The sequence below is a fragment of the Faecalicatena faecalis genome (genome assembly GCF_012524165.2).
Lineage (GTDB): Bacteria > Bacillota > Clostridia > Lachnospirales > Lachnospiraceae > Faecalicatena_A > Faecalicatena_A faecalis.
Window position 1 is genome coordinate 185,697 of sequence record NZ_JABACJ020000001.1, and the last position, 17,946, is coordinate 203,642.

The following is a 17,946-nucleotide window of genomic DNA, read 5'->3' on the forward strand; positions in this document are numbered from 1 at the left end:
TCAGATGATCCGACTCCAACATTTTTCATGGACATCGATCCAAGTAAAGGCCGGCGCGCTGTCAGTAGCAAGTACATAGAATACAGGGAGGTAAGGACTTGATAGAGGTTAAGAACTTGGTAAAAAAATATGGAAATCATCTAGCCATAGATCACCTGGATTTCAAGATTGAACAGGGTAAGATCTATGGCTTTTTGGGTCCGAATGGTGCAGGAAAATCGACAACGATGAACATCATGACAGGATACCTGGGAGCAACACAAGGGGAGGTCATTATCAATGGACATGACATCCTGAAAGAACCAGAGGAGGCCAAGAAGGATATCGGATATCTTCCAGAGATTCCTCCATTGTATACAGAGATGACCGTACGGGAATATCTGGGGTTTGCCGCGGAGTTAAAGAGGATTCCGAAGGGGGAGTGGGAGTCTTCCATTGAGGAGGTCATGAAGCTTACGAAGCTTATGGATGTCAGAGACCGATTGATCCGCAATCTTTCAAAAGGATATAAGCAGAGAGTCGGGCTGGCCCAGGCAGTGTTAGGGTTTCCCGATATTATCATTTTGGATGAACCGACTGTAGGATTGGACCCGAAGCAGATTATTGAGATCAGAGAATTGATTCGGAATCTGGCGAAGAAGCACACAGTCATCCTGAGCTCTCATATTCTGGCTGAGGTCCGGGAGGTCTGTGATTATATCATGATCATCTCGAAAGGAAAGCTGGTCGCCAGTGATACACCTGAGAATCTGGAGCATTTGATGGATGGGGCAGAATCCGTAGAAATCGAGGCGAAAGCAGATGCGTCCAAAATGCGGGAAATCCTAGACAGGATTCCTGAGATTGCATCGGTGAAGACAGAAGCGCAGGAAAACGGTATAACAGCCGCAGTCATAACAACAAAACAGCATCAAGACATCCGGGAAAAAATATTCCTTACCTTTGCGGAGGCAAAATGTCCGCTGCTTACATTGAAGTCGAACCGGGCGAGCCTGGAAGAAATCTTCCTGGAACTGACCCAGGGGGAGGCAGTATTGAACAAAGACGAAAAGGAGGATGAGACAAATGCTGGCGATTTATAAGAGAGAACTTAGGTCTTACTTCCAGTCCATGATTGGATGTGTATTTGTTGCATTTCTGGTAGCCTTTACCGGAATCTATTTTATGGCATATAACCTGAATGCAGGGTATCCGTATTTTTCTTATACTCTGTCAGGCTCATTGATCGTGTTCCTCGTAGGGATTCCACTGATTACAATGAAAAGCTTTTCCGAGGAGCGCAAGAACAAGACGGATCAGCTTCTTTTAACCGCTCCGGTAGGAATCGGGAAGGTCGTCCTTGGAAAGTATCTTGCGATGGTATCGGTACTTGCAGTCCCGAATTTGATTTTCTGTCTGTTCCCGCTGATCATCAAGCTGCAGGGAACGGCTTATCTCAAGGTGGACTATATCTCCATCGGTGTTTTCTTCCTGCTGGGATGCGTTTATATTGCAATTGGAATGTTCCTCTCCTCTCTGACGGAGAGCCAGATCATTGCCTTTATTACGACATTCGGCGTCCTGCTCATGCTGTATTTGTGGGACGGAATTCTGTCATTCCTTCCAAGCTCCGCGATCAGCGGCATGGTGGGAATCTTGATCCTCATCACGATTGTGGCGGCCTATATCCAGCATATGACGGGAAACTGGATACTTAGCGGCGGTATCGAGCTGATCGGAGCTGCTATATGCATCGTGACCTATATTTTAAAATCCAATCTTTTTGAGAACATGCTGACCAAGGTCCTGGGAAACCTTGCCCTCGCAAATGTTTTTACAGACATTACGTCAAAAAGCATTGTAGATATCAGCGGTATTGTTCTGTATCTGTCTATTATCGTAGTATTTATTTTCCTGACAGTGCAGGCCATTCAGAAAAGACGTTGGAGTTAGGAGGACTTAAGCGTGCAGAAAATAAAAAATGTATTTAAGACAACCGGAACAAAGAATGGAACATACAGCGTGGGGGTGACGGTTCTTGTCATTGCGATTGTAGTGGTGGCAAATCTGATCTTTGGGCAGATTCCGGAAAAGTATAGGAATATCGATGTCAGCAGCACAAAAATATATGAGATCACAGATACAAGTAAGGAGCTTTTAAAAGGACTGGATCATAAAGTCACGTTTACCGTGCTTGCTGTAAAGGAAAGTACGGATGACAGGATTAAAACATTTCTAAGTAAATATGCATCCTTGTCAAAGGACATTTCCGTGGAATGGATCGATCCGGTACTTCATCCTTCCGCACTCAACGAATATGATACGAATGAGAATACAATCGTAGTAGCCTGCGCAGATACAGGAAAAAGCACTACCGTCTCCTTTGATGATATTATCGTTATGGATACCTCATCCTACTATTATACAGGAAATGTATCCGAATCAGAGTTTGACGGGGAGGGACAGTTGACCAGTGCTGTAAACTATGTGGTCAGTGATGTGAATAAAAAGATATACAGGACCACTGGACACGGAGAGGCGACCTTACCTGGTTCCATCACAGATCTGATGGATAAAAATAACTATCAGGTACAGGAACTGAATCTCGTAATGAATACGGCCATACCCGACGACTGTGACCTGCTTCTGATGTATGCCCCTTCCAATGATCTGACGAATGACGAGAAGACGGTCATTCAGGAATATCTTTCAAAGGGCGGAAAGGTCATGCTCTTGCTGGGAGATACCACTTCTTCCCAGCTTCCGAATCTTGCATCTATTATGAAGGATTACGGAATGGAAGAGGCAGATGGCTATATTGCAGATACATCCAGATGCTATCAGGGAAATTATTATTATATCTTCCCATTGCTCTCTGTATCCGGTGATATGGCAAAAAGAATCAGCTCCCAGATGGTACTTCTTACAAATGCACATGGGATGAACCTGGTAGACCCGGCAAGGGATACGATCACGACCACTCCTTTTATGTCCACATCTGATCAGGCATATGCTGTAACAGAGAAGGACCAGAAGCAGGGGACTTATGTACTTGGTGCGTCGGCAGTGGAGAGCGTGAGCCAGGAAGATAAAAGTAAGTCATCAGACAGCAAGTCTGAGGACAGTGGAGACTCAGACAGTAAAAAATCAGAGGATCAGTCTGACAGTTCAGAAAAAAAGAGCGCCGACAACACGAAGGAAAGCCGCTTTACGGTCATCTCTGCGGGAAGTCTGATCGATTCACAGATTACGGATACGTTCACACAGCTTGAAAATACCACATTATTTATGAATGCAGTCAGTAGCAATTTTGATGGTGTACAGAATATTTCAATCGAGGCAAAGAGCCTTGCGACAGAATATAATACAGTACAACATGCAGGCCTGTTCAGTCTACTGGTCATTTTTGGGATTCCACTGGCAGTATTGATTTCAGGATTTGTGGTATGGTTCAGAAGAAGAAAGGCATAAGGTGGGCATATGGGACAGAAAAAGAAGAAATCGATGATCCTGCTGCTGAGTGTTCTTCTGATTCTTGCGGCAGTATATTTTATCCTGCAGTCGTGGAATAAAAGCCAGGAGAAAAAACAGCAGGCAAAGGAAGAGGCAAAGCAGGTCTATCTCACGGATATAGGGGAAGTGAAAGGAATTCAATATGATACAGGCAGCGGTGATATGGAGTTCAAGAAGGAGGGGGATGTATGGTATTATGCCCCGGATATGGATTTCCCTCTGGCGCAGAGCTATCCTAAAAAAATGGCAGAAGAGTTCGGACATTTGAAGGCGGAGCGTGAACTAAAGGATGGTGATTCTCTGGAAGCATACGGGCTGACGGACCCGGTGTATACGGTGGTGTTAAAGGATGCCGAAGGAAAAGAGACGACGTTGTATTACGGCAGCTCCACAGGGGATTCTTATTATGTGACGGTAGGAGATACAAAAAAGGTCTATACGGTCAGCAATACAACGATCTCTGACCTGCAGTATTCGCTGGATGATATGGCACAGCTCGATACCTTCCCTACCATCGGAAGCGGCAACCTGAAAAAGGAAATCATAACAAAGGATGGTAAGACAACGACCTATGATTCTGAGAAGGAAGAGGACTCTAAGAATATTGCAGCCGTCGCAGGCGGTCTGGGTGCAGTGACACTTCAGAAGGTGGCAGACTATTCTGTGGAGGATAAAGATCTTGCACAATACGGATTGGATGAAGCGTCCAGAACGACAGTTGAGGCAGCCTATACTTTGGATAAAAAGGAGAAGACATTGACACTCTATATAGGAAATACGGATGCTGATAAGAACCGGTACGTGATGATGAACGATTCCAGGATCGTATATCTGATTTCAGATGAAGTATGTAAAAATATATTAAATGAAGAATAAATTTATATTTATTTAATAAGAGTTTTCTTGACAATCTGCTGAAAACAGAGGACAATATCTTTCATGTAAGTGAAGCGCCGTGGGGGAATGATTCAGCAGATTCCCTGCGGCCGCAAATAAAGAGAGGTTGAAAAAATGAGAGAAAAATTCATGCGGTTCATGCAGGGACGTTATGGAATAGACAACTGTTCTAAGTTTTTGCTTATTTTGGGATTGGTGGTCGTATTCCTGTCTTCTATTTTTGCAGGAAAGACAGTCGGAACATTCTGTTACTTATTAGGGTGGGTTCTCATCATCTACTGCTATTTCCGAATGTTTTCCAGGAATGTGACAAAGAGATATGCGGAGAATCAGACGTATCTGGCAAAGACCTACAAGATCCGCTGCTTTTTCCAGAAGCAGAAGAATCTGTGGAAGCAGAGAAAGGCATATCACATTTATAAATGCCCAAGCTGCGGACAGAAGATCCGAATTCCGAAGGGAAAAGGTAAGATCGAGGTACGATGTCCGAAATGCAGTACCACATTTATAAAGAAGAGCTAGTACGATATTAGGTAGAATAGATTGATTTATTGTCCTGTTATTTTGGGGACGTTATGCTGGATGGAAGAAATACTAAGTGAGGGTATAAAGGGAAAATGATAGATCCTTATAAGGTGTTGGGGGTGTCAAGGGACGCTTCTGACGATGAAGTAAAGAAGGCTTACCGGGCGTTAAGCAGGAAGTACCACCCGGATGCAAATATTAACAATCCTCTGAAGGAAGAGGCAGAAGCAAAGTTCAAAGAGGTACAGCAGGCCTACCAGCAGATCATGGATGAACGCGAGAAAGGATATACTGGTCAGGCGGGCGGATATGGACCAGGATATGGCGGGCAGCAGGGAGCTGGAAGCTATGGAGGTTTTGGACGGTATGGCGGCTTTGGAAATTTCGGCGGTTTTGGAGGCTATGGTCCGGGAAGCAGCCAGGGCTATACAGGGAATAGTGAGTCGGATATACATCTGCGGGCAACAGTCAACTACATACAGAGTGGACATTATAAAGAAGCATTGAATGTTTTGGATGGGATTCGGGACAGAGGCGCCCTGTGGTATTTTTACAGTGCATCGGCTCATTCCGGTATGGGGAACAATGTAACTGCTCTGGAACATGCAAAGGAGGCTGTACGGCTGGAGCCTAATAATATGCAGTATCAAATGCTGCTCAACCGTCTTCAAGGCACAGGAGGCTGGTACCAGCAGCGGCAGAGAGCATATGGATATCCAACAATGGGTGGCAATGATTTCTGTGTAAAGTTGTGTGTAGCCAACCTTGCATGCAACCTATGCTGCGGCAGTGGAATCTGCTGTAACGGGGGTGGATACGGTGGCGGTTTCGGCGGATATACGTAAGAGATATCCAGTTTAAGGCAATAGAAACTAGAAAAAGACAGATACTTTCAAGAGGGAGTTTACTTGAAAGTATCTGTCTTTTTGATATCAAAGGCCTGGCACCTAAGCGTTTGCCTGGTAATATTCATGGACTGCCTCGAAGAATGCATCTATATTTTCCCACTTGGAAAGTGGCGGGATATCACATCCAGAGGAAATGACAAAGTTCGGATATTTGCAGCATTTTTCCATGATTTCTTTTGTGGCAGCTTTCACAGATTCCATGGTGCCGTTTTTGAACTGTCCGGCAGGATCGACATTGCCTGCGGCAATCACATCTGCCGGAATGTGCGGCATGATTTCTGCCATATCGATCGCATTGCCGAAGTGGAGGAACGGACTGCCTGTCGCAATGATGGAGTCGATCTGCTGGATTGTACAGTTTCCGCAGTTGTGGTAGACAATGATGAACTCATCATCCTGTACGGCATCTACAATCTGTTTTACGTAATCAGCGGAGAACTCCTCTGCGAGTGATGGGGAAAGAAGTCCTGCAAGAGGCTCTGCGAGGACGATTCCGTTTGCTCCTGCTTTTTTATATTCTTTGCAGTAGTTGATAATAAACTTAGTGACTTTTTTAAGGACCGTATGTACCATATCTGGCTCTTCATAGCAGTAGATCATAGCTTCAGACACATCCATGAGTCTTCCGGCAAGAGAGAAAGGTCCGATGGCTCCGGCGAGGATGGGCCTGCCTTCAATCAGCTTGGCGGCCTTTTCTATTGCTTCAATATAGATGGAGGTGCGTCCTGTACCAATCTCAGGGATTAAAAGGGCATCGGCATCTTCTTCGGAGTTTACGATACTTCCAATGACTGTCGGAACCTCCTCTTCTGATACGCGGATAGAAGAGCCAAAGCATTCCGCCTCTACAGAAAGATCCATCAAGCTGACAGAAGCCGCGGCATCTGTATTCTTAGCAACGATCTGCATAGCACGTGCCTGGAGGTCACTGCTGGAGATTAAATCCTTTACGGTAATGTTCATTTTCTGGATAGCGGGGAAAGATAAGATGGGCATTCCTTTTTTTACGGGCTGATTGATTGTATCTGCGACCCATTGTTTCATATTACATTTCATACTAATTACCTCCTGTGGGAATCACTCTCTTTATGTTGAAAAGTATAGCGAATCGAGGAAGGGAATTTTTGAAACAATATTCTTTTTTTGGTGTTTTTTTAAGGTCTTAATAAGGTGGGGAGAAAGAAAAGATGTAGAAAGACGATAAAAACAAAAAGACTGTAACCCTTAGGACTACAGCCTTTATGCGGAAGAAGAGACTTGAACTCTCACAGGATTAACTCCCACTAGAACCTGAATCTAGCGCGTCTGCCATTCCGCCACTTCCGCTCGACAAGTGATATAATATCATATAGATTTGAGTTTGTAAACCCCTAAAATTAATTTTTTTGTATTTTTTTGCAATTCGTTTATTTTCAAAGTAAATGCAGCCACATTTTTTACTGGGGCTGCATTTCTTTCTTGTTTATTCTTTACAGAGTTCTTCAAATAAGCCATAAAGGACATCCATGCATGCCATGGTCTTAAAAATTACGCTGCTTTTTTAAATAATTGTATCCTCTAATAGAAATAAGTTCAAAGAAAATACAAAGTGGCGACCAGGACACAAATTCTCCGGTTATACAGTAAATCAAAAAGCAAACCATTAAAACTGTGATAGATATAACTGCTAAAACTAGAAAGAATTTTTCCATATTCTCATCTCCAATTAAGAAAATTAACAATGAGGTTGTTTAAATGATACCATACCGCAGCCTCTAGGTGCAATCAGATTTAAAGTAAAGCAGCCATATTTTTTATCTGATGGCTGCATTTACCCTGGTATCTTATATTCTATTTTTTGCAGAATTTTTCAAGTTTCTTTTTTAACGCCTCGATTTCTTCTTTCTGTGCATTTAATTGAACTTCCTGCTGGTCTAGTTTATTAGCCTGCTGATTCAATATTTGTTCCTGCTCCTTAATAACTTTTTCTTGTTCTTCTATCATATACTGCACAGTATTTTTGTCCAGTTCCGCCAGTTCCTTTGAGTACATCTGCATCACCCTTTCGATATTACGGCATATATCATAAACTTCTTCATACATGACCTTGAATTCTGGGTAGGACTCAATCAGCTCGATAATCCGTTTGGGTTCATCAAAAGTCATAAAAGACAGCCATGCATCCAGTTCATTTGTTACAGTTTTATTGTGCATGCTTTCTTTAAAGATGTCAAGTGGAATCAGAATGTATTCCTGTAGTGTCTCCAACTCAAGCCCCGTGTCAAAAACCTGCCGGGACCTGTGGATATATTGATCCAGGAATTGCCGGAACTCCTGGGTACTTTTTTCAAAGAAGACGATGGTATAGACGTTTTTGATATCCCTGTATGTAAAACGTTTCTTTCGCTTGCTTTTCACCCTCTTGTACTGTCTGAGCAGTGTATCTGCCGAGTAGCAGGCGACCCGCTGACCGGGAAATGCATAACCAAGCTTTTGAACTTCGATATTGGCTAAGCTTCCGTCCTCCAGTTCTACCAACATATCTGTTATCAAAAGGCTTTGTTCATCTGCAATTCTCACAGAATCGTTGGGCAGGATCTGGCGGATGATTACTTTTTTTTTCAAAAGCAGGGACAGAATCGTCTCCAGCCTTTCTGGATGATATTCCGGGCTGAATATTTCTTTAAAAAAGGAATCATAAAGTATCTTTACCCCTCTTGCCCCGGTACAGAAATCCAGGAATTCTTCCTGCTGTTCTTCCGCCCACAAGTCAAAGGTATTCCAAAGTTCCTTACTGTTCTCGATTTCTTTCAGTACCCCCTTCCTTGTTTGAATCGACGGGAAATAGTCTTTCAGTGTTTTTGCCATAGGCGCGTTTCTCCTTTGTAAAATGAATCTGTTCTTATAAGGGAACTGTTCTAAATCACGGATAAAACTTCGAAAATGAAGTACCGAATTAAATAGAAATCTTGTGGACCGAAACTGGCATGAGTGCCTTCCACTTAAGATAGGTACAGACTACCATAGCCTGTATGTACAGTCAATTAATAATTTATAAAGTTTCGATGAAATTTAAAACATCAATACCAATTATCGCTTAAACATTGAATTTATAGCCGATACCCCAGTATCATAAAGCTGTTCTTTAGTGAATACCTGTCCCTTACGACAAAAGAGAAAGTACAAGAGGTCAAATTCTTTTGCGGTCAATTATATACATTCTCCCTTTTCGTTCATAAATGTTTTGGAAAAAGGTTCTATGGTAAAAGCATAATATTGAAATATTTGCTCAAATAGCCCTATTTCAAAAAGTATCATTCCTATTGGGAATAAAATCCCTGTCAATATTAACATAACAGATAATACCGATAGAAATATTACAACAAATAGAAAAGTTGAATATATTCCATATTTTTTTATTACTGACCTTTGCATTTTATCACCTCAAATTTTTGCAAAGTTTTTAAATATACTTTTTACAAATTAATTGAGCGCCATTTAGAACAGCAGTAACTGAACCTATACCAAAGCAGATTTGCCCAGCGGTTGTTTTTGGAGCTAACAAAACACTGCCAGTAGCAAGAGAAATGCCTGCAATTAAACTTATAGAAATAAAAACAGGTGACCTGCCAGTATTTAGATGTTTACAATTCTTAATTAGATAATTTCTGAATTTACTTAATCCTTCTAATCCGTTGTTCATTTGAATTCCTCCTTTTTATTCAAATACACTTTCAATTAAAACTTCTATCATAAAATCAATTACTTCTAAATGATTATATGGCAATTTTTCTTTATTAGAATTCGGCATAAATAGAATAGCAAATGCAGAGTTACCCTTGTCTTCATTTATCTTGTATTGTAGCTTAGAATCCTTGATGATATTACGAATATCATTATCACCGTGAAATGCTAATTCTTCAATTTTTTTTTCTTTAGGCAATCTATTCATAAATGCTATAAAATCTGGCGAATTCATTTCTAAGATGAAAGGTATTTTAATGTATTCTCTATAAATCAACTTTAGAGTATTACACAAACTTTCCTTCGTAGGTGTTTCACCTAGTGTTGCTTTGGTCAAATTAACTACCCTAGTTTGAATTCTCATTATAACATCAAAAAATAGTTCTTCTTTTGAAGCATAGAATAAATAAAATGCGTCCTTGATATTCCTGCTTTTGCACATAAATCTTCAATACAAGCTCGATTTCGCTAAAACCGCTTCATCTCGCTTCGGCTAAACGCCGTATGGAAAGATTTGTACAGTTTATGCTTGGTGAGCAAGCTCCCACGCAGAAACTGTACGAATCTTTCCGCATGGCTGAATAGTTACTAAAAATTTCTTATTGACAATTAAGAGAATTATGATATACTTTGATAATCAAAGTATTTTAAAATAAAAATATTTGGAAATGAAATTAAACATGGAGAATAATTATGATAGGAAAGATATGTGGAACAGGTTCATACGTGCCAGCACATTTTCTGGACAATAACGATCTGTCTAAGATGGTGGACACAAATGACGAGTGGATACGTGAGCGGACCGGGGTCGTCAGGAGACATATTATAGAAGAAGAGACAACGGTTTCCATGTCCGTGGAGGCGGCAAGGCGTGCACTTGAGAACAGTGACACTGCGCCGGAGGAATTAGATCTGATCCTGGTTTCGACGTTTACTTCAGAGGTGATGCTTCCATGCACGGCCTGCGAGGTGCAGAAGGAGCTGGGGGCAGTCAATGCCACCGGGTTCGACCTGAATGCAGCATGTACGGGATTTTTATTTGCCTATAATACAGCGCAGGCATATATCGCTTCTGGCGTATATAAGACGATATTGCTCATTGGGGCGGAGAGTCTGTCAAATACGGTGAACTGGGAAGACCGTGGGACCTGCATTTTGTTTGGAGACGGAGCCGGAGCGGCAGTACTGAAAGCAGAGGAAGGCACGTTTTATCAGCCGGTCACGCATTCAGACGGAAGCTTAGGCGATGCACTGACCTGTATGAGCAGGCACAGGAAGTACCGTCCGGCAGAGGAAGAGGATTTAGATTCTTATATGCATATGAATGGGCAGGCAGTTTTTAAATTTGCAGTCAGAAGGGTGCCGGAGGTGATTGGAGAGGCGCTTGAGGGGACAGGATTTTCGGTCAGCGATATTGACTATTTTATCCTGCATCAGGCTAATAAACGTATTGTAGAGTCTGTCGCAAAACGATTGAAAGCAGAGATCGGTAAATTTCCGATGAACCTGCAGGAGTATGGGAATACCTCCTCGGCCAGCATCCCGATTCTTCTGGATGAGGTCAATCGGAAGGGCATGCTCAAAAAGGGAGATAAGCTGGTCATGGCAGGTTTCGGGGCAGGCTTGTCCTGGGGGGCTGTCTGCCTTGAGTGGTAGAAGCTTAAGAGAAGCAGCCAGTCTCAAAAACAGGATGAAACGCAGTGTTTCAGGTAATACCCGGTCATGCCGGATTACATATCTATGGATTGTACAGCACCTGGTGCTCCCACAATCCGAAAAAATATCTATGAAAATAAAAGAGAAGAGTAAGAAAGGAATTTAAAACTATGTTAGAGAAAGTAAAAGAAATCGTAGCAGAATCATTAGGAGCAGAAATTACAACACTTACAGAGGCAACTTCATTCAAAGAGGACCTGGCAGCAGACTCACTGGACTTATTTGAAGTAGTTATGGCTTTCGAGGAAGAATTTGATGTGGAGATCCCATCAGAAGATTTAGAGCAGATCGGTACCATCGGTGATGTTGTAAAATATCTGGAAGCTCACAAATAAGAAGATTCAAATAAGTAGATTCATAAGTTTAAAAAGGAAAGGTTGTTAGTATGAAGACAAAAGTAACCGAAATTTTAGGAATTGAATATCCGATCATCCAGGGTGGAATGGCATGGGTTGCTGAATATCATCTTGCAGCCGCCGTATCAGAAGCCGGCGGGCTTGGACTGATTGGTGCGGCGAGCGCGCCGGCCGACTGGGTACGGGAACAGATTAAAGAAGCGAAGAAGCTGACGAAAAAGCCATTTGGCGTGAATATCATGCTGATGAGTCCTTATGCGGACGAAGTGGCAAAAGTGATTGTGGAGGAGGGCGTGAAGGTCGTAACGACTGGTGCCGGGTCTCCTGAAAAATATATGAAGATGTGGAAAGAAGCAGGAGTAAAGGTGATTCCTGTTGTTGCATCTGTTGCACTGGCAAAGCGTATGGAGCGCTGCGGGGCAGATGCCCTGGTGGCAGAAGGAACAGAGGCAGGCGGACACATCGGTGAAAATACAACCATGGTACTGGTACCGCAGGTTGTAGATGCGGTGAGTATTCCAGTCATCGCTGCTGGAGGAATTGCGGACGGCAGAGGAATCGCGGCAGCATTTATGTTAGGTGCACAGGCCGTACAGATGGGAACTCACTTTGTGGTTACGAAAGAATCTATTGTTCATGAAAATTATAAAAAATGTATCATAAAGGCCCGGGATATCGACTCCAGAGTGACCGGACGCACGACAGGACATCCGGTGCGCGCCCTACGCAACCAGATGACAAAGGAATATCTGCAAAAAGAGCAGGGGGGCGCTTCCTTTGAGGAGCTGGAACTCCTGACTTTAGGCGGCCTTAGAAAAGCCGTGGTAGAGGGCGACGTCGTGAACGGCAGTGTGATGGCAGGCCAGATCGCAGGAATGGTCAAGGAAGAGTTGTCCTGTCAGGAGCTGATTATGAAGCTTGTGAAGGAGACCGACGACCTGATTGGAGGAAAAGGATTTTATGAGTAAGACTGCATTTATATTTCCCGGACAAGGCGCGCAGAAAGCTGGAATGGGAAAAGATTTTTATGAACAAAGTGAAACAGCGGCTCAGATTTTTGACAAAGCATCTGAACTGTTGGATATAGATATGAAGGCATTGTGCTTTGAGGAAAATGATTTGCTGGATCAGACCGAATATACACAGGCTGCTTTGGTGACAACCTGTCTTGCTATGGCAAAGGCCCTGGAAGAGAGAGGGTTAAAGCCGGATGTGGCCGCCGGATTGAGTCTGGGAGAATATTGTGCGATCGCTCTGGCAGGCGGGATGAGCGCAGAGGATGCAATTACGACGGTCAGAAAGCGTGGAATCCTGATGCAGAATGCCGTTCCGGGAGGAAAAGGCTCCATGGCGGCTGTGCTTGGCATGGCGGCAGAGGAGATTGAGAAGGTACTCAGTGAGATCGAGGGTGCAAGTATCGCAAACTACAATTGCCCGGGACAGATCGTGATTACCGGCTGGAAGGAAAGCGTGGAAAAAGCCTCTGAAGCATTGAAGGCTGCCGGGGCAAAGCGGGTACTCCCACTGAATGTGAGTGGACCGTTCCACTCCCCGCTGCTTACAGAAGCAGGCAGGGAACTTGGGAAGGTACTGGAAAGCGTGGAATTACATACTCTGGAATTCCCTTATGTGACGAATGTAACTGCGGCATATGTGACGGATATCAGTGAGACGAAGGCTTTGCTTGAACAGCAGGTGGCATCCTCGGTCCGCTGGCAGCAGAGTGTGGAAAATATGATCGCGGCCGGTGTGGACACTTTTGTGGAAGTAGGCCCGGGAAAAACGCTGGCAGGCTTCATGCGGAAGATAGACAGAAATGTAAAGGTATACAATGTAGGTTCATGGGAAGATGTAGACAAGGTGGTCAGTGAATTATGTTAGAAGGAAAAGTAGCGGTTGTCACAGGGGCATCCAGAGGAATCGGAAGGGCTGTTGCCTTGAAACTGGCCTCTGAGGGTGCGGCAGTTGTGATCAATTATAATGGCTCTGCCGACAGAGCAGAGGAAGTGAAAAGTGAGATTGAAAAAAATGGCGGGAAGGCAGCAGTTATGCAGTGTAATGTGTCTGACTTCCAGGCTTGTGAGAATTTTATAAAAGAAGTGATTTCTGAATTTGGCAGACTGGATATCCTCGTGAATAATGCGGGAATTACAAGAGACGGTCTTCTGATGAGAATGTCTGAAGAGGATTTTGATGCGGTTGTGGATACGAATCTGAAAGGGACCTTCAATTGTATCCGTTTTGCATCCAGACAGATGATGAAGCAGAGATGTGGTAGAATCATCAACCTTTCTTCTGTATCCGGCGTCCTGGGAAATGCGGGGCAGGCGAATTATTCTGCGTCTAAGGCAGGCGTGATCGGACTGACAAAATCAGCGGCGAGAGAGCTGGCATCCAGGGGAATCACAGTCAATGCAATCGCACCGGGATTTATCAATACAGAGATGACACAGGATCTGCCTGAAAAGGTAAAGGAAGGCGCGGTGGCACAGATTCCACTGGGCAGCTTCGGAGAACCGGAGGATATCGCAGAGGCAGCGGCATTTCTGGCTTCTGACAAGGCTCGTTATATCACAGGACAGGTGCTGTGTGTAGACGGCGGAATGGCAATGTAAAAGGAGAGAATTATGAAGAGAAGAGTTGTAGTAACCGGGCTGGGAGCAGTCACCCCGATTGGAAATACAGTAGAGGAATTCTGGAGTGGAATTCGGGCAGGAAAAGTCGGAATCGGACCAATCACGAAGTTTGACGCCTCAGAATATAAAGTACAGATTGCGGCAGAAGTGAAGGATTTCGTGGCGAAAGAGCGCATGGATTTTAAAGCGGCAAAGCGAATGGAATTATTTTCCCAGTATGCGGTCGCTGCAGCAAAGGAAGCATTTACGGATGCAGGGATCGATATGGAGAAGGAAGATGCATACCGTGCGGGTGTCATCGTCGGCTCTGGAATCGGAAGCCTGCAGACGGTGGAGAAGAATTACACGAAGATCGTGGAAAAGGGACCGAGCAGAGTAAATCCTCTGATGGTGCCTCTGATGATCTCCAACATGGCAGCAGGTAATGTTTCCATCCAGTTAGGTCTGAAGGGGAAATGTACCAACGTGGTGACGGCATGTGCTTCCGGTACGAATTGTATCGGAGATGCGTTCCGTGCGATTCAGTATGATGATGCCGATATCATGGTGGCAGGAGGAACAGAGAGCTGTATCTGCCCGACAGGGGTAGCCGGATTTGCCGGACTGACTGCACTTTCTACTTCCACAGACCCGAGGCGTGCTTCCATTCCGTTTGATAAGGAACGGGACGGCTTCGTGCTCGGAGAGGGTGCCGGAATTGTAGTGCTGGAAGAACTCGAACACGCGAAGGCCAGAGGTGCGAAAATCTATGCAGAGGTAGTCGGCTATGGTGCAACAGGAGATGCTTACCACATCACCTCTCCGCAGGAGGATGGAGAAGGTGCCGGGATGGCGATGAAGATTGCCATGAAAGAGGCTGATGTAGCGCCGGAACAGATCGACTATATCAATGCCCATGGAACCAGCACACACCACAATGACTTGTTCGAGACAAGGGCAATTAAGTATGCACTGGGAGATGCGGCGAAGGATGTGGTCATCAACTCCACGAAATCCATGATCGGACATCTGCTTGGGGCAGCCGGTGGCGTAGAGTTTGTCGTATGCGTGAAAAGTATACTGGACGGTTATATTCATCAGACCATGGGAACCGTTGAAACGGATGAAGAGTGCGATTTGAATTATGCAGTCGGAGCACCGGTAGAAAAAGAGGTAAATTATGTGCTGACCAATTCCCTTGGCTTTGGCGGACATAATGCGACTTTGTTGTTGAAGAAGTATGAAGGCTAATGTACTGCATCATTGAGACGGTACGTTAGTGCGAAAGGCGGATAGTATGAGAATAGAGGAAATATTGCAGCTGGTGGATTCCATATCCAGATCCAACCTTGCAGAGTTTAAATATGAGGAAGGCGGAGTCAAACTTTCTCTGAAAAAGGCAGCAGCTATGACAGGCACGATACAGGCTTTAGGGCAGGATTCCAGCCAGGCCTCCTTACAGCCCATTGTGCAGACAATCGTTCCGACAAGCGCGGTGAATGCCCAAGCCCCGGTATCAGATCTGGCTTCGGCAGCGAAAAATGAGGAGCAGGGCGAAGCGGCCCGCGGCAATATCGTGAAATCCCCACTGGTGGGAACCTTTTATGCGGCTCCTTCCGAGGATGCAGAACCATACGTACAGGTAGGAGACACCGTAAAGGAAGGCCAGGTTCTTGCAATCGTAGAGGCGATGAAGTTGATGAATGACATCGAGAGCGATTTCACAGGAACCATCACGGAAATCCTCGTCCAGAATGGAGAGGCCGTAGAATACGGACAGCCATTGTTCGTTATAGAATAGACAATCAGGTGCAAAGGGGGCTGCCCCCCTTTGAAATTTTCTGTTTACAGTTCAGTTCAAGAGCTTGACAAATGCTTTTTGGGTCTAATTGTACGTGGATTGGGAACTGAGAAAGAAGGTTAAAGATGAATAGATTAGATATCAAACAGATTCAGGAGATTATTCCTCACAGACACCCGTTTTTGCTGGTGGATTATATCGAGGATTATGAACCAGGGCAGTATGCCGTGGGATATAAATGCGTCACATACCGGGAAGATTTCTTCAAGGGACATTTCCCGCAGGAGCCGGTCATGCCGGGAGTTCTGACCGTAGAGGCATTGGCACAGGTCGGTGCGGTGGCAATCTTAAGTCAGGAAGATAATAAAGGGAAGGTCGCATATTTTGGCGGCATCCAGAAATGTAAGTTCAGAGGAAAAATCGTTCCGGGCGATAAGGTAAGGCTGGAGACGAAGATCATCAAGCAGAAGGGGCCTGTTGGAATCGGTGAGGCGACGGCTTCTGTGGATGGGAAAGTAGTTGTCAGTGCAGAGTTGACGTTCATGGTTGGGAAGTAAGGAGAAGTTCAGGTATGATTGAAAAGGTATTGATTGCAAACCGGGGCGAGATTGCCGTGCGGATTATCCGTGCCTGCCGGGAGATGGGAATTGAGACAGTGGCGGTCTACTCAGAGGCAGACAAAGAAGCGCTACACACCCAGTTAGCTGACGAGGCCGTATGTATTGGTCCGGCTCCATCCACACAGAGTTATCTGAGTATGGAGCAGATTATCAGTGCGACACTTGTTTCCGGGGCTGATGCGATTCATCCGGGATTCGGATTTCTCTCTGAAAACAGCAGATTTGCAGAATTGTGTGAGCACTGTAATATCACATTTATTGGGCCATCTTCACAGGTCATCCGCAAGATGGGAAATAAGCAGGAGGCAAGAAATACGATGATTGCCGCTGGAGTTCCTGTGATTCCTGGAAGCACGGAGCCCATCTACGATGCAAAAGCAGGGGCTGATATTGCAGCAGAAATCGGGTATCCAGTTATTGTAAAGGCGGCCCTTGGTGGCGGTGGAAAGGGAATGCGTGTGGCAGAGACGCCAGAAGAATTTGAAAGCAGCTTTAACACGGCTCAGAAGGAAGCGCAGATGGCTTTCGGCGACGGAACCATGTATATCGAACATTTCGTGCAGCACCCGAGGCATATTGAATTTCAGATTCTGGCGGATAAACATGGAAATGTCATTCACCTTGGTGAACGTGACTGCTCTGTGCAGAGAAATCATCAGAAGATGATTGAGGAATCTCCATCTATCGCACTCTCTGATAAGTTGCGGAAGAAGATGGGAGAGGCAGCGGTCAAAGCGGCGAAGGCTGCTAATTACACCAATGCAGGCACTATTGAATTTCTTCTGGAGAAGAGTGGGAACTTCTATTTTATGGAGATGAACACCAGGATTCAGGTGGAGCATCCTGTCACAGAGTGGGTCACAGGAATCGACCTGATCAAGGAGCAGATCAAGATTGCTGACGGCAGAGAACTAAGCTATACCCAGGATGACGTAACCATAACAGGTCATGCCATTGAATGCCGGATCAATGCGGAGAATCCGAAAAAGAATTTCCGCCCGTCACCTGGCACCATCACCGATATGTATCTGCCCGGTGGAAAAGGTGTCCGTATCGATTCTGCAATTTACAGCGGTTACACGGTCACTCCATATTACGATTCCATGCTGGCAAAGCTGATTGTTCATGCCAAGAACCGTAAAGAAGCGATTCGGAAGATGAGGAGCGCCCTGGGCGAGATCATAATTGAAGGAATTGATACAAATGTAGATTATCAATATGAAATTTTGCATCATCCTGATTTCGAGTCAGGCGATATAGATATAGAGTTTATAGAAAAAATGCAGTAAAAGT

General features: G+C 44.6%; 21 protein-coding genes and 1 tRNA gene. 15 read left to right on the forward strand and 7 right to left on the reverse strand.

The features are described 5' to 3' along the window. The first annotated feature begins 98 nt into the window (after positions 1 to 98). The 6 genes from HGO97_RS00755 (at position 99) to HGO97_RS00780 (ending at position 5,759) form a co-directional block, all read left to right on the forward strand. Positions 99 to 1,082: an ABC transporter ATP-binding protein gene (locus HGO97_RS00755; protein WP_216238486.1), complete on the forward strand. Its 984-nt coding sequence runs from the start codon at positions 99 to 101 to the stop codon at positions 1,080 to 1,082. Next, positions 1,066 to 1,932 carry an ABC transporter permease subunit gene (locus tag HGO97_RS00760; protein ID WP_216238488.1) on the forward strand — a complete coding sequence of 289 codons (867 nt, stop codon included), beginning with the start codon at positions 1,066 to 1,068 and terminating at the stop codon, positions 1,930 to 1,932. Before HGO97_RS00755 ends, HGO97_RS00760 begins: the two co-directional genes overlap by 17 nt. Before the next feature lie 12 nt (positions 1,933 to 1,944). Further along, complete coding sequence (locus HGO97_RS00765) at positions 1,945 to 3,450, forward strand: Gldg family protein (protein WP_216238490.1); 1,506 nt, start codon at positions 1,945 to 1,947, stop codon at positions 3,448 to 3,450. Positions 3,451 to 3,459: 9 nt separating this feature from the next. Continuing rightward, positions 3,460 to 4,368: a DUF4340 domain-containing protein gene (locus tag HGO97_RS00770; RefSeq protein ID WP_216238493.1), complete on the forward strand. Its 909-nt coding sequence runs from the start codon at positions 3,460 to 3,462 to the stop codon at positions 4,366 to 4,368. Between the two features lie 135 nt (positions 4,369 to 4,503). Next, complete coding sequence (locus HGO97_RS00775) at positions 4,504 to 4,911, forward strand: zinc-ribbon domain-containing protein (protein WP_216238497.1); 408 nt, start codon at positions 4,504 to 4,506, stop codon at positions 4,909 to 4,911. A 95-nt stretch (positions 4,912 to 5,006) separates the two neighbouring features. Continuing rightward, positions 5,007 to 5,759 carry a J domain-containing protein gene (locus HGO97_RS00780; RefSeq protein ID WP_216238499.1) on the forward strand — a complete coding sequence of 251 codons (753 nt, stop codon included), beginning with the start codon at positions 5,007 to 5,009 and terminating at the stop codon, positions 5,757 to 5,759. A 102-nt stretch (positions 5,760 to 5,861) separates the two neighbouring features. Here the strand turns inward: HGO97_RS00780 and HGO97_RS00785 are convergent, their stop codons facing one another. The 7 genes from HGO97_RS00785 to HGO97_RS00815 all read right to left on the reverse strand — a co-directional run bounded on the left by HGO97_RS00785 (position 5,862) and on the right by HGO97_RS00815 (position 9,882). After that, positions 5,862 to 6,878 carry a uroporphyrinogen decarboxylase family protein gene (locus HGO97_RS00785; protein WP_216238507.1) on the reverse strand — a complete coding sequence of 339 codons (1,017 nt, stop codon included), beginning with the start codon at positions 6,876 to 6,878 and terminating at the stop codon, positions 5,862 to 5,864. A gap of 186 nt (positions 6,879 to 7,064) precedes the next feature. Further along, a tRNA-Leu gene (locus HGO97_RS00790) sits at positions 7,065 to 7,148 on the reverse strand. Positions 7,149 to 7,166: 18 nt separating this feature from the next. Beyond that, positions 7,167 to 7,316: a hypothetical protein gene (locus HGO97_RS00795; RefSeq protein WP_216238509.1), complete on the reverse strand. Its 150-nt coding sequence runs from the start codon at positions 7,314 to 7,316 to the stop codon at positions 7,167 to 7,169. A 336-nt stretch (positions 7,317 to 7,652) separates the two neighbouring features. After that, positions 7,653 to 8,669, reverse strand: coding sequence for a PD-(D/E)XK nuclease family transposase (locus HGO97_RS00800; RefSeq protein ID WP_216238511.1), 1,017 nt, complete (start codon positions 8,667 to 8,669; stop codon positions 7,653 to 7,655). 222 nt (positions 8,670 to 8,891) lie between these two features. Next, positions 8,892 to 9,011, reverse strand: a complete 120-nt coding sequence (locus HGO97_RS23620; protein ID WP_330641341.1) for a winged helix-turn-helix domain-containing protein — start codon at positions 9,009 to 9,011, stop codon at positions 8,892 to 8,894. A 253-nt stretch (positions 9,012 to 9,264) separates the two neighbouring features. Continuing rightward, entirely contained in the window at positions 9,265 to 9,504 is a 240-nt protein-coding gene (locus HGO97_RS00810; protein WP_216238514.1) for a hypothetical protein, read from the reverse strand. Between the two features lie 15 nt (positions 9,505 to 9,519). Further along, positions 9,520 to 9,882 carry a hypothetical protein gene (locus HGO97_RS00815; RefSeq protein ID WP_216238515.1) on the reverse strand — a complete coding sequence of 121 codons (363 nt, stop codon included), beginning with the start codon at positions 9,880 to 9,882 and terminating at the stop codon, positions 9,520 to 9,522. A gap of 356 nt (positions 9,883 to 10,238) precedes the next feature. On the opposite strand from HGO97_RS00815, the gene HGO97_RS00820 reads away from it, so the two are divergent. From HGO97_RS00820 to HGO97_RS00860, 9 genes are all read left to right on the forward strand, one after another. Further along, a complete protein-coding gene (locus HGO97_RS00820) occupies positions 10,239 to 11,201 on the forward strand; it encodes a beta-ketoacyl-ACP synthase III (protein WP_216238517.1) in 963 nt (320 codons plus the stop codon). 170 nt (positions 11,202 to 11,371) lie between these two features. Then, positions 11,372 to 11,596, forward strand: a complete 225-nt coding sequence (acpP, locus tag HGO97_RS00825) for an acyl carrier protein (RefSeq protein WP_216238519.1) — start codon at positions 11,372 to 11,374, stop codon at positions 11,594 to 11,596. 50 nt (positions 11,597 to 11,646) lie between these two features. After that, entirely contained in the window at positions 11,647 to 12,585 is a 939-nt protein-coding gene (gene fabK / locus HGO97_RS00830) for an enoyl-[acyl-carrier-protein] reductase FabK (RefSeq protein WP_216238521.1), read from the forward strand. Then, positions 12,578 to 13,498, forward strand: a complete 921-nt coding sequence (gene fabD / locus HGO97_RS00835) for an ACP S-malonyltransferase (protein WP_216238522.1) — start codon at positions 12,578 to 12,580, stop codon at positions 13,496 to 13,498. Before fabK ends, fabD begins: the two co-directional genes overlap by 8 nt. After that, positions 13,492 to 14,232, forward strand: a complete 741-nt coding sequence (fabG, locus tag HGO97_RS00840) for a 3-oxoacyl-[acyl-carrier-protein] reductase (RefSeq protein WP_216238523.1) — start codon at positions 13,492 to 13,494, stop codon at positions 14,230 to 14,232. The genes fabD and fabG overlap by 7 nt, the downstream gene beginning before the upstream one ends. Positions 14,233 to 14,244: 12 nt before the next feature. Continuing rightward, on the forward strand, positions 14,245 to 15,483 hold the full coding sequence (gene fabF / locus HGO97_RS00845) for a beta-ketoacyl-ACP synthase II (RefSeq protein ID WP_216238524.1): 1,239 nt from the start codon (positions 14,245 to 14,247) through the stop codon (positions 15,481 to 15,483). 46 nt (positions 15,484 to 15,529) lie between these two features. After that, complete coding sequence (accB, locus tag HGO97_RS00850) at positions 15,530 to 16,033, forward strand: acetyl-CoA carboxylase biotin carboxyl carrier protein (RefSeq protein WP_216238525.1); 504 nt, start codon at positions 15,530 to 15,532, stop codon at positions 16,031 to 16,033. A 125-nt stretch (positions 16,034 to 16,158) separates the two neighbouring features. Next, complete coding sequence (fabZ, locus tag HGO97_RS00855; RefSeq protein WP_216238526.1) at positions 16,159 to 16,590, forward strand: 3-hydroxyacyl-ACP dehydratase FabZ; 432 nt, start codon at positions 16,159 to 16,161, stop codon at positions 16,588 to 16,590. 14 nt (positions 16,591 to 16,604) lie between these two features. Next, a complete protein-coding gene (locus tag HGO97_RS00860; RefSeq protein ID WP_216238527.1) occupies positions 16,605 to 17,942 on the forward strand; it encodes an acetyl-CoA carboxylase biotin carboxylase subunit in 1,338 nt (445 codons plus the stop codon). Positions 17,943 to 17,946: the final 4 nt, after the last annotated feature.

Coding starts and splice junctions, on each gene's coding strand:
- HGO97_RS00760 (WP_216238488.1), top strand. CDS start 1,066: ATGCTGGCGATTTATAAGAGAGAACTTAGGTCTTACTTCCAGTCCATG.
- HGO97_RS00770 (WP_216238493.1), top strand. CDS start 3,460: ATGGGACAGAAAAAGAAGAAATCGATGATCCTGCTGCTGAGTGTTCTT.
- HGO97_RS00775 (WP_216238497.1), top strand. CDS start 4,504: ATGAGAGAAAAATTCATGCGGTTCATGCAGGGACGTTATGGAATAGAC.
- HGO97_RS00780 (WP_216238499.1), top strand. CDS start 5,007: ATGATAGATCCTTATAAGGTGTTGGGGGTGTCAAGGGACGCTTCTGAC.
- HGO97_RS00785 (WP_216238507.1), bottom strand. CDS start 6,878: ATGAAATGTAATATGAAACAATGGGTCGCAGATACAATCAATCAGCCC.
- HGO97_RS00795 (WP_216238509.1), bottom strand. CDS start 7,316: ATGGCTTATTTGAAGAACTCTGTAAAGAATAAACAAGAAAGAAATGCA.
- HGO97_RS00800 (WP_216238511.1), bottom strand. CDS start 8,669: ATGGCAAAAACACTGAAAGACTATTTCCCGTCGATTCAAACAAGGAAG.
- HGO97_RS00810 (WP_216238514.1), bottom strand. CDS start 9,504: ATGAACAACGGATTAGAAGGATTAAGTAAATTCAGAAATTATCTAATT.
- HGO97_RS00820 (WP_216238517.1), top strand. CDS start 10,239: ATGATAGGAAAGATATGTGGAACAGGTTCATACGTGCCAGCACATTTT.
- acpP (WP_216238519.1), top strand. CDS start 11,372: ATGTTAGAGAAAGTAAAAGAAATCGTAGCAGAATCATTAGGAGCAGAA.
- fabK (WP_216238521.1), top strand. CDS start 11,647: ATGAAGACAAAAGTAACCGAAATTTTAGGAATTGAATATCCGATCATC.
- fabD (WP_216238522.1), top strand. CDS start 12,578: ATGAGTAAGACTGCATTTATATTTCCCGGACAAGGCGCGCAGAAAGCT.
- fabG (WP_216238523.1), top strand. CDS start 13,492: ATGTTAGAAGGAAAAGTAGCGGTTGTCACAGGGGCATCCAGAGGAATC.
- fabF (WP_216238524.1), top strand. CDS start 14,245: ATGAAGAGAAGAGTTGTAGTAACCGGGCTGGGAGCAGTCACCCCGATT.
- accB (WP_216238525.1), top strand. CDS start 15,530: ATGAGAATAGAGGAAATATTGCAGCTGGTGGATTCCATATCCAGATCC.
- fabZ (WP_216238526.1), top strand. CDS start 16,159: ATGAATAGATTAGATATCAAACAGATTCAGGAGATTATTCCTCACAGA.
- HGO97_RS00860 (WP_216238527.1), top strand. CDS start 16,605: ATGATTGAAAAGGTATTGATTGCAAACCGGGGCGAGATTGCCGTGCGG.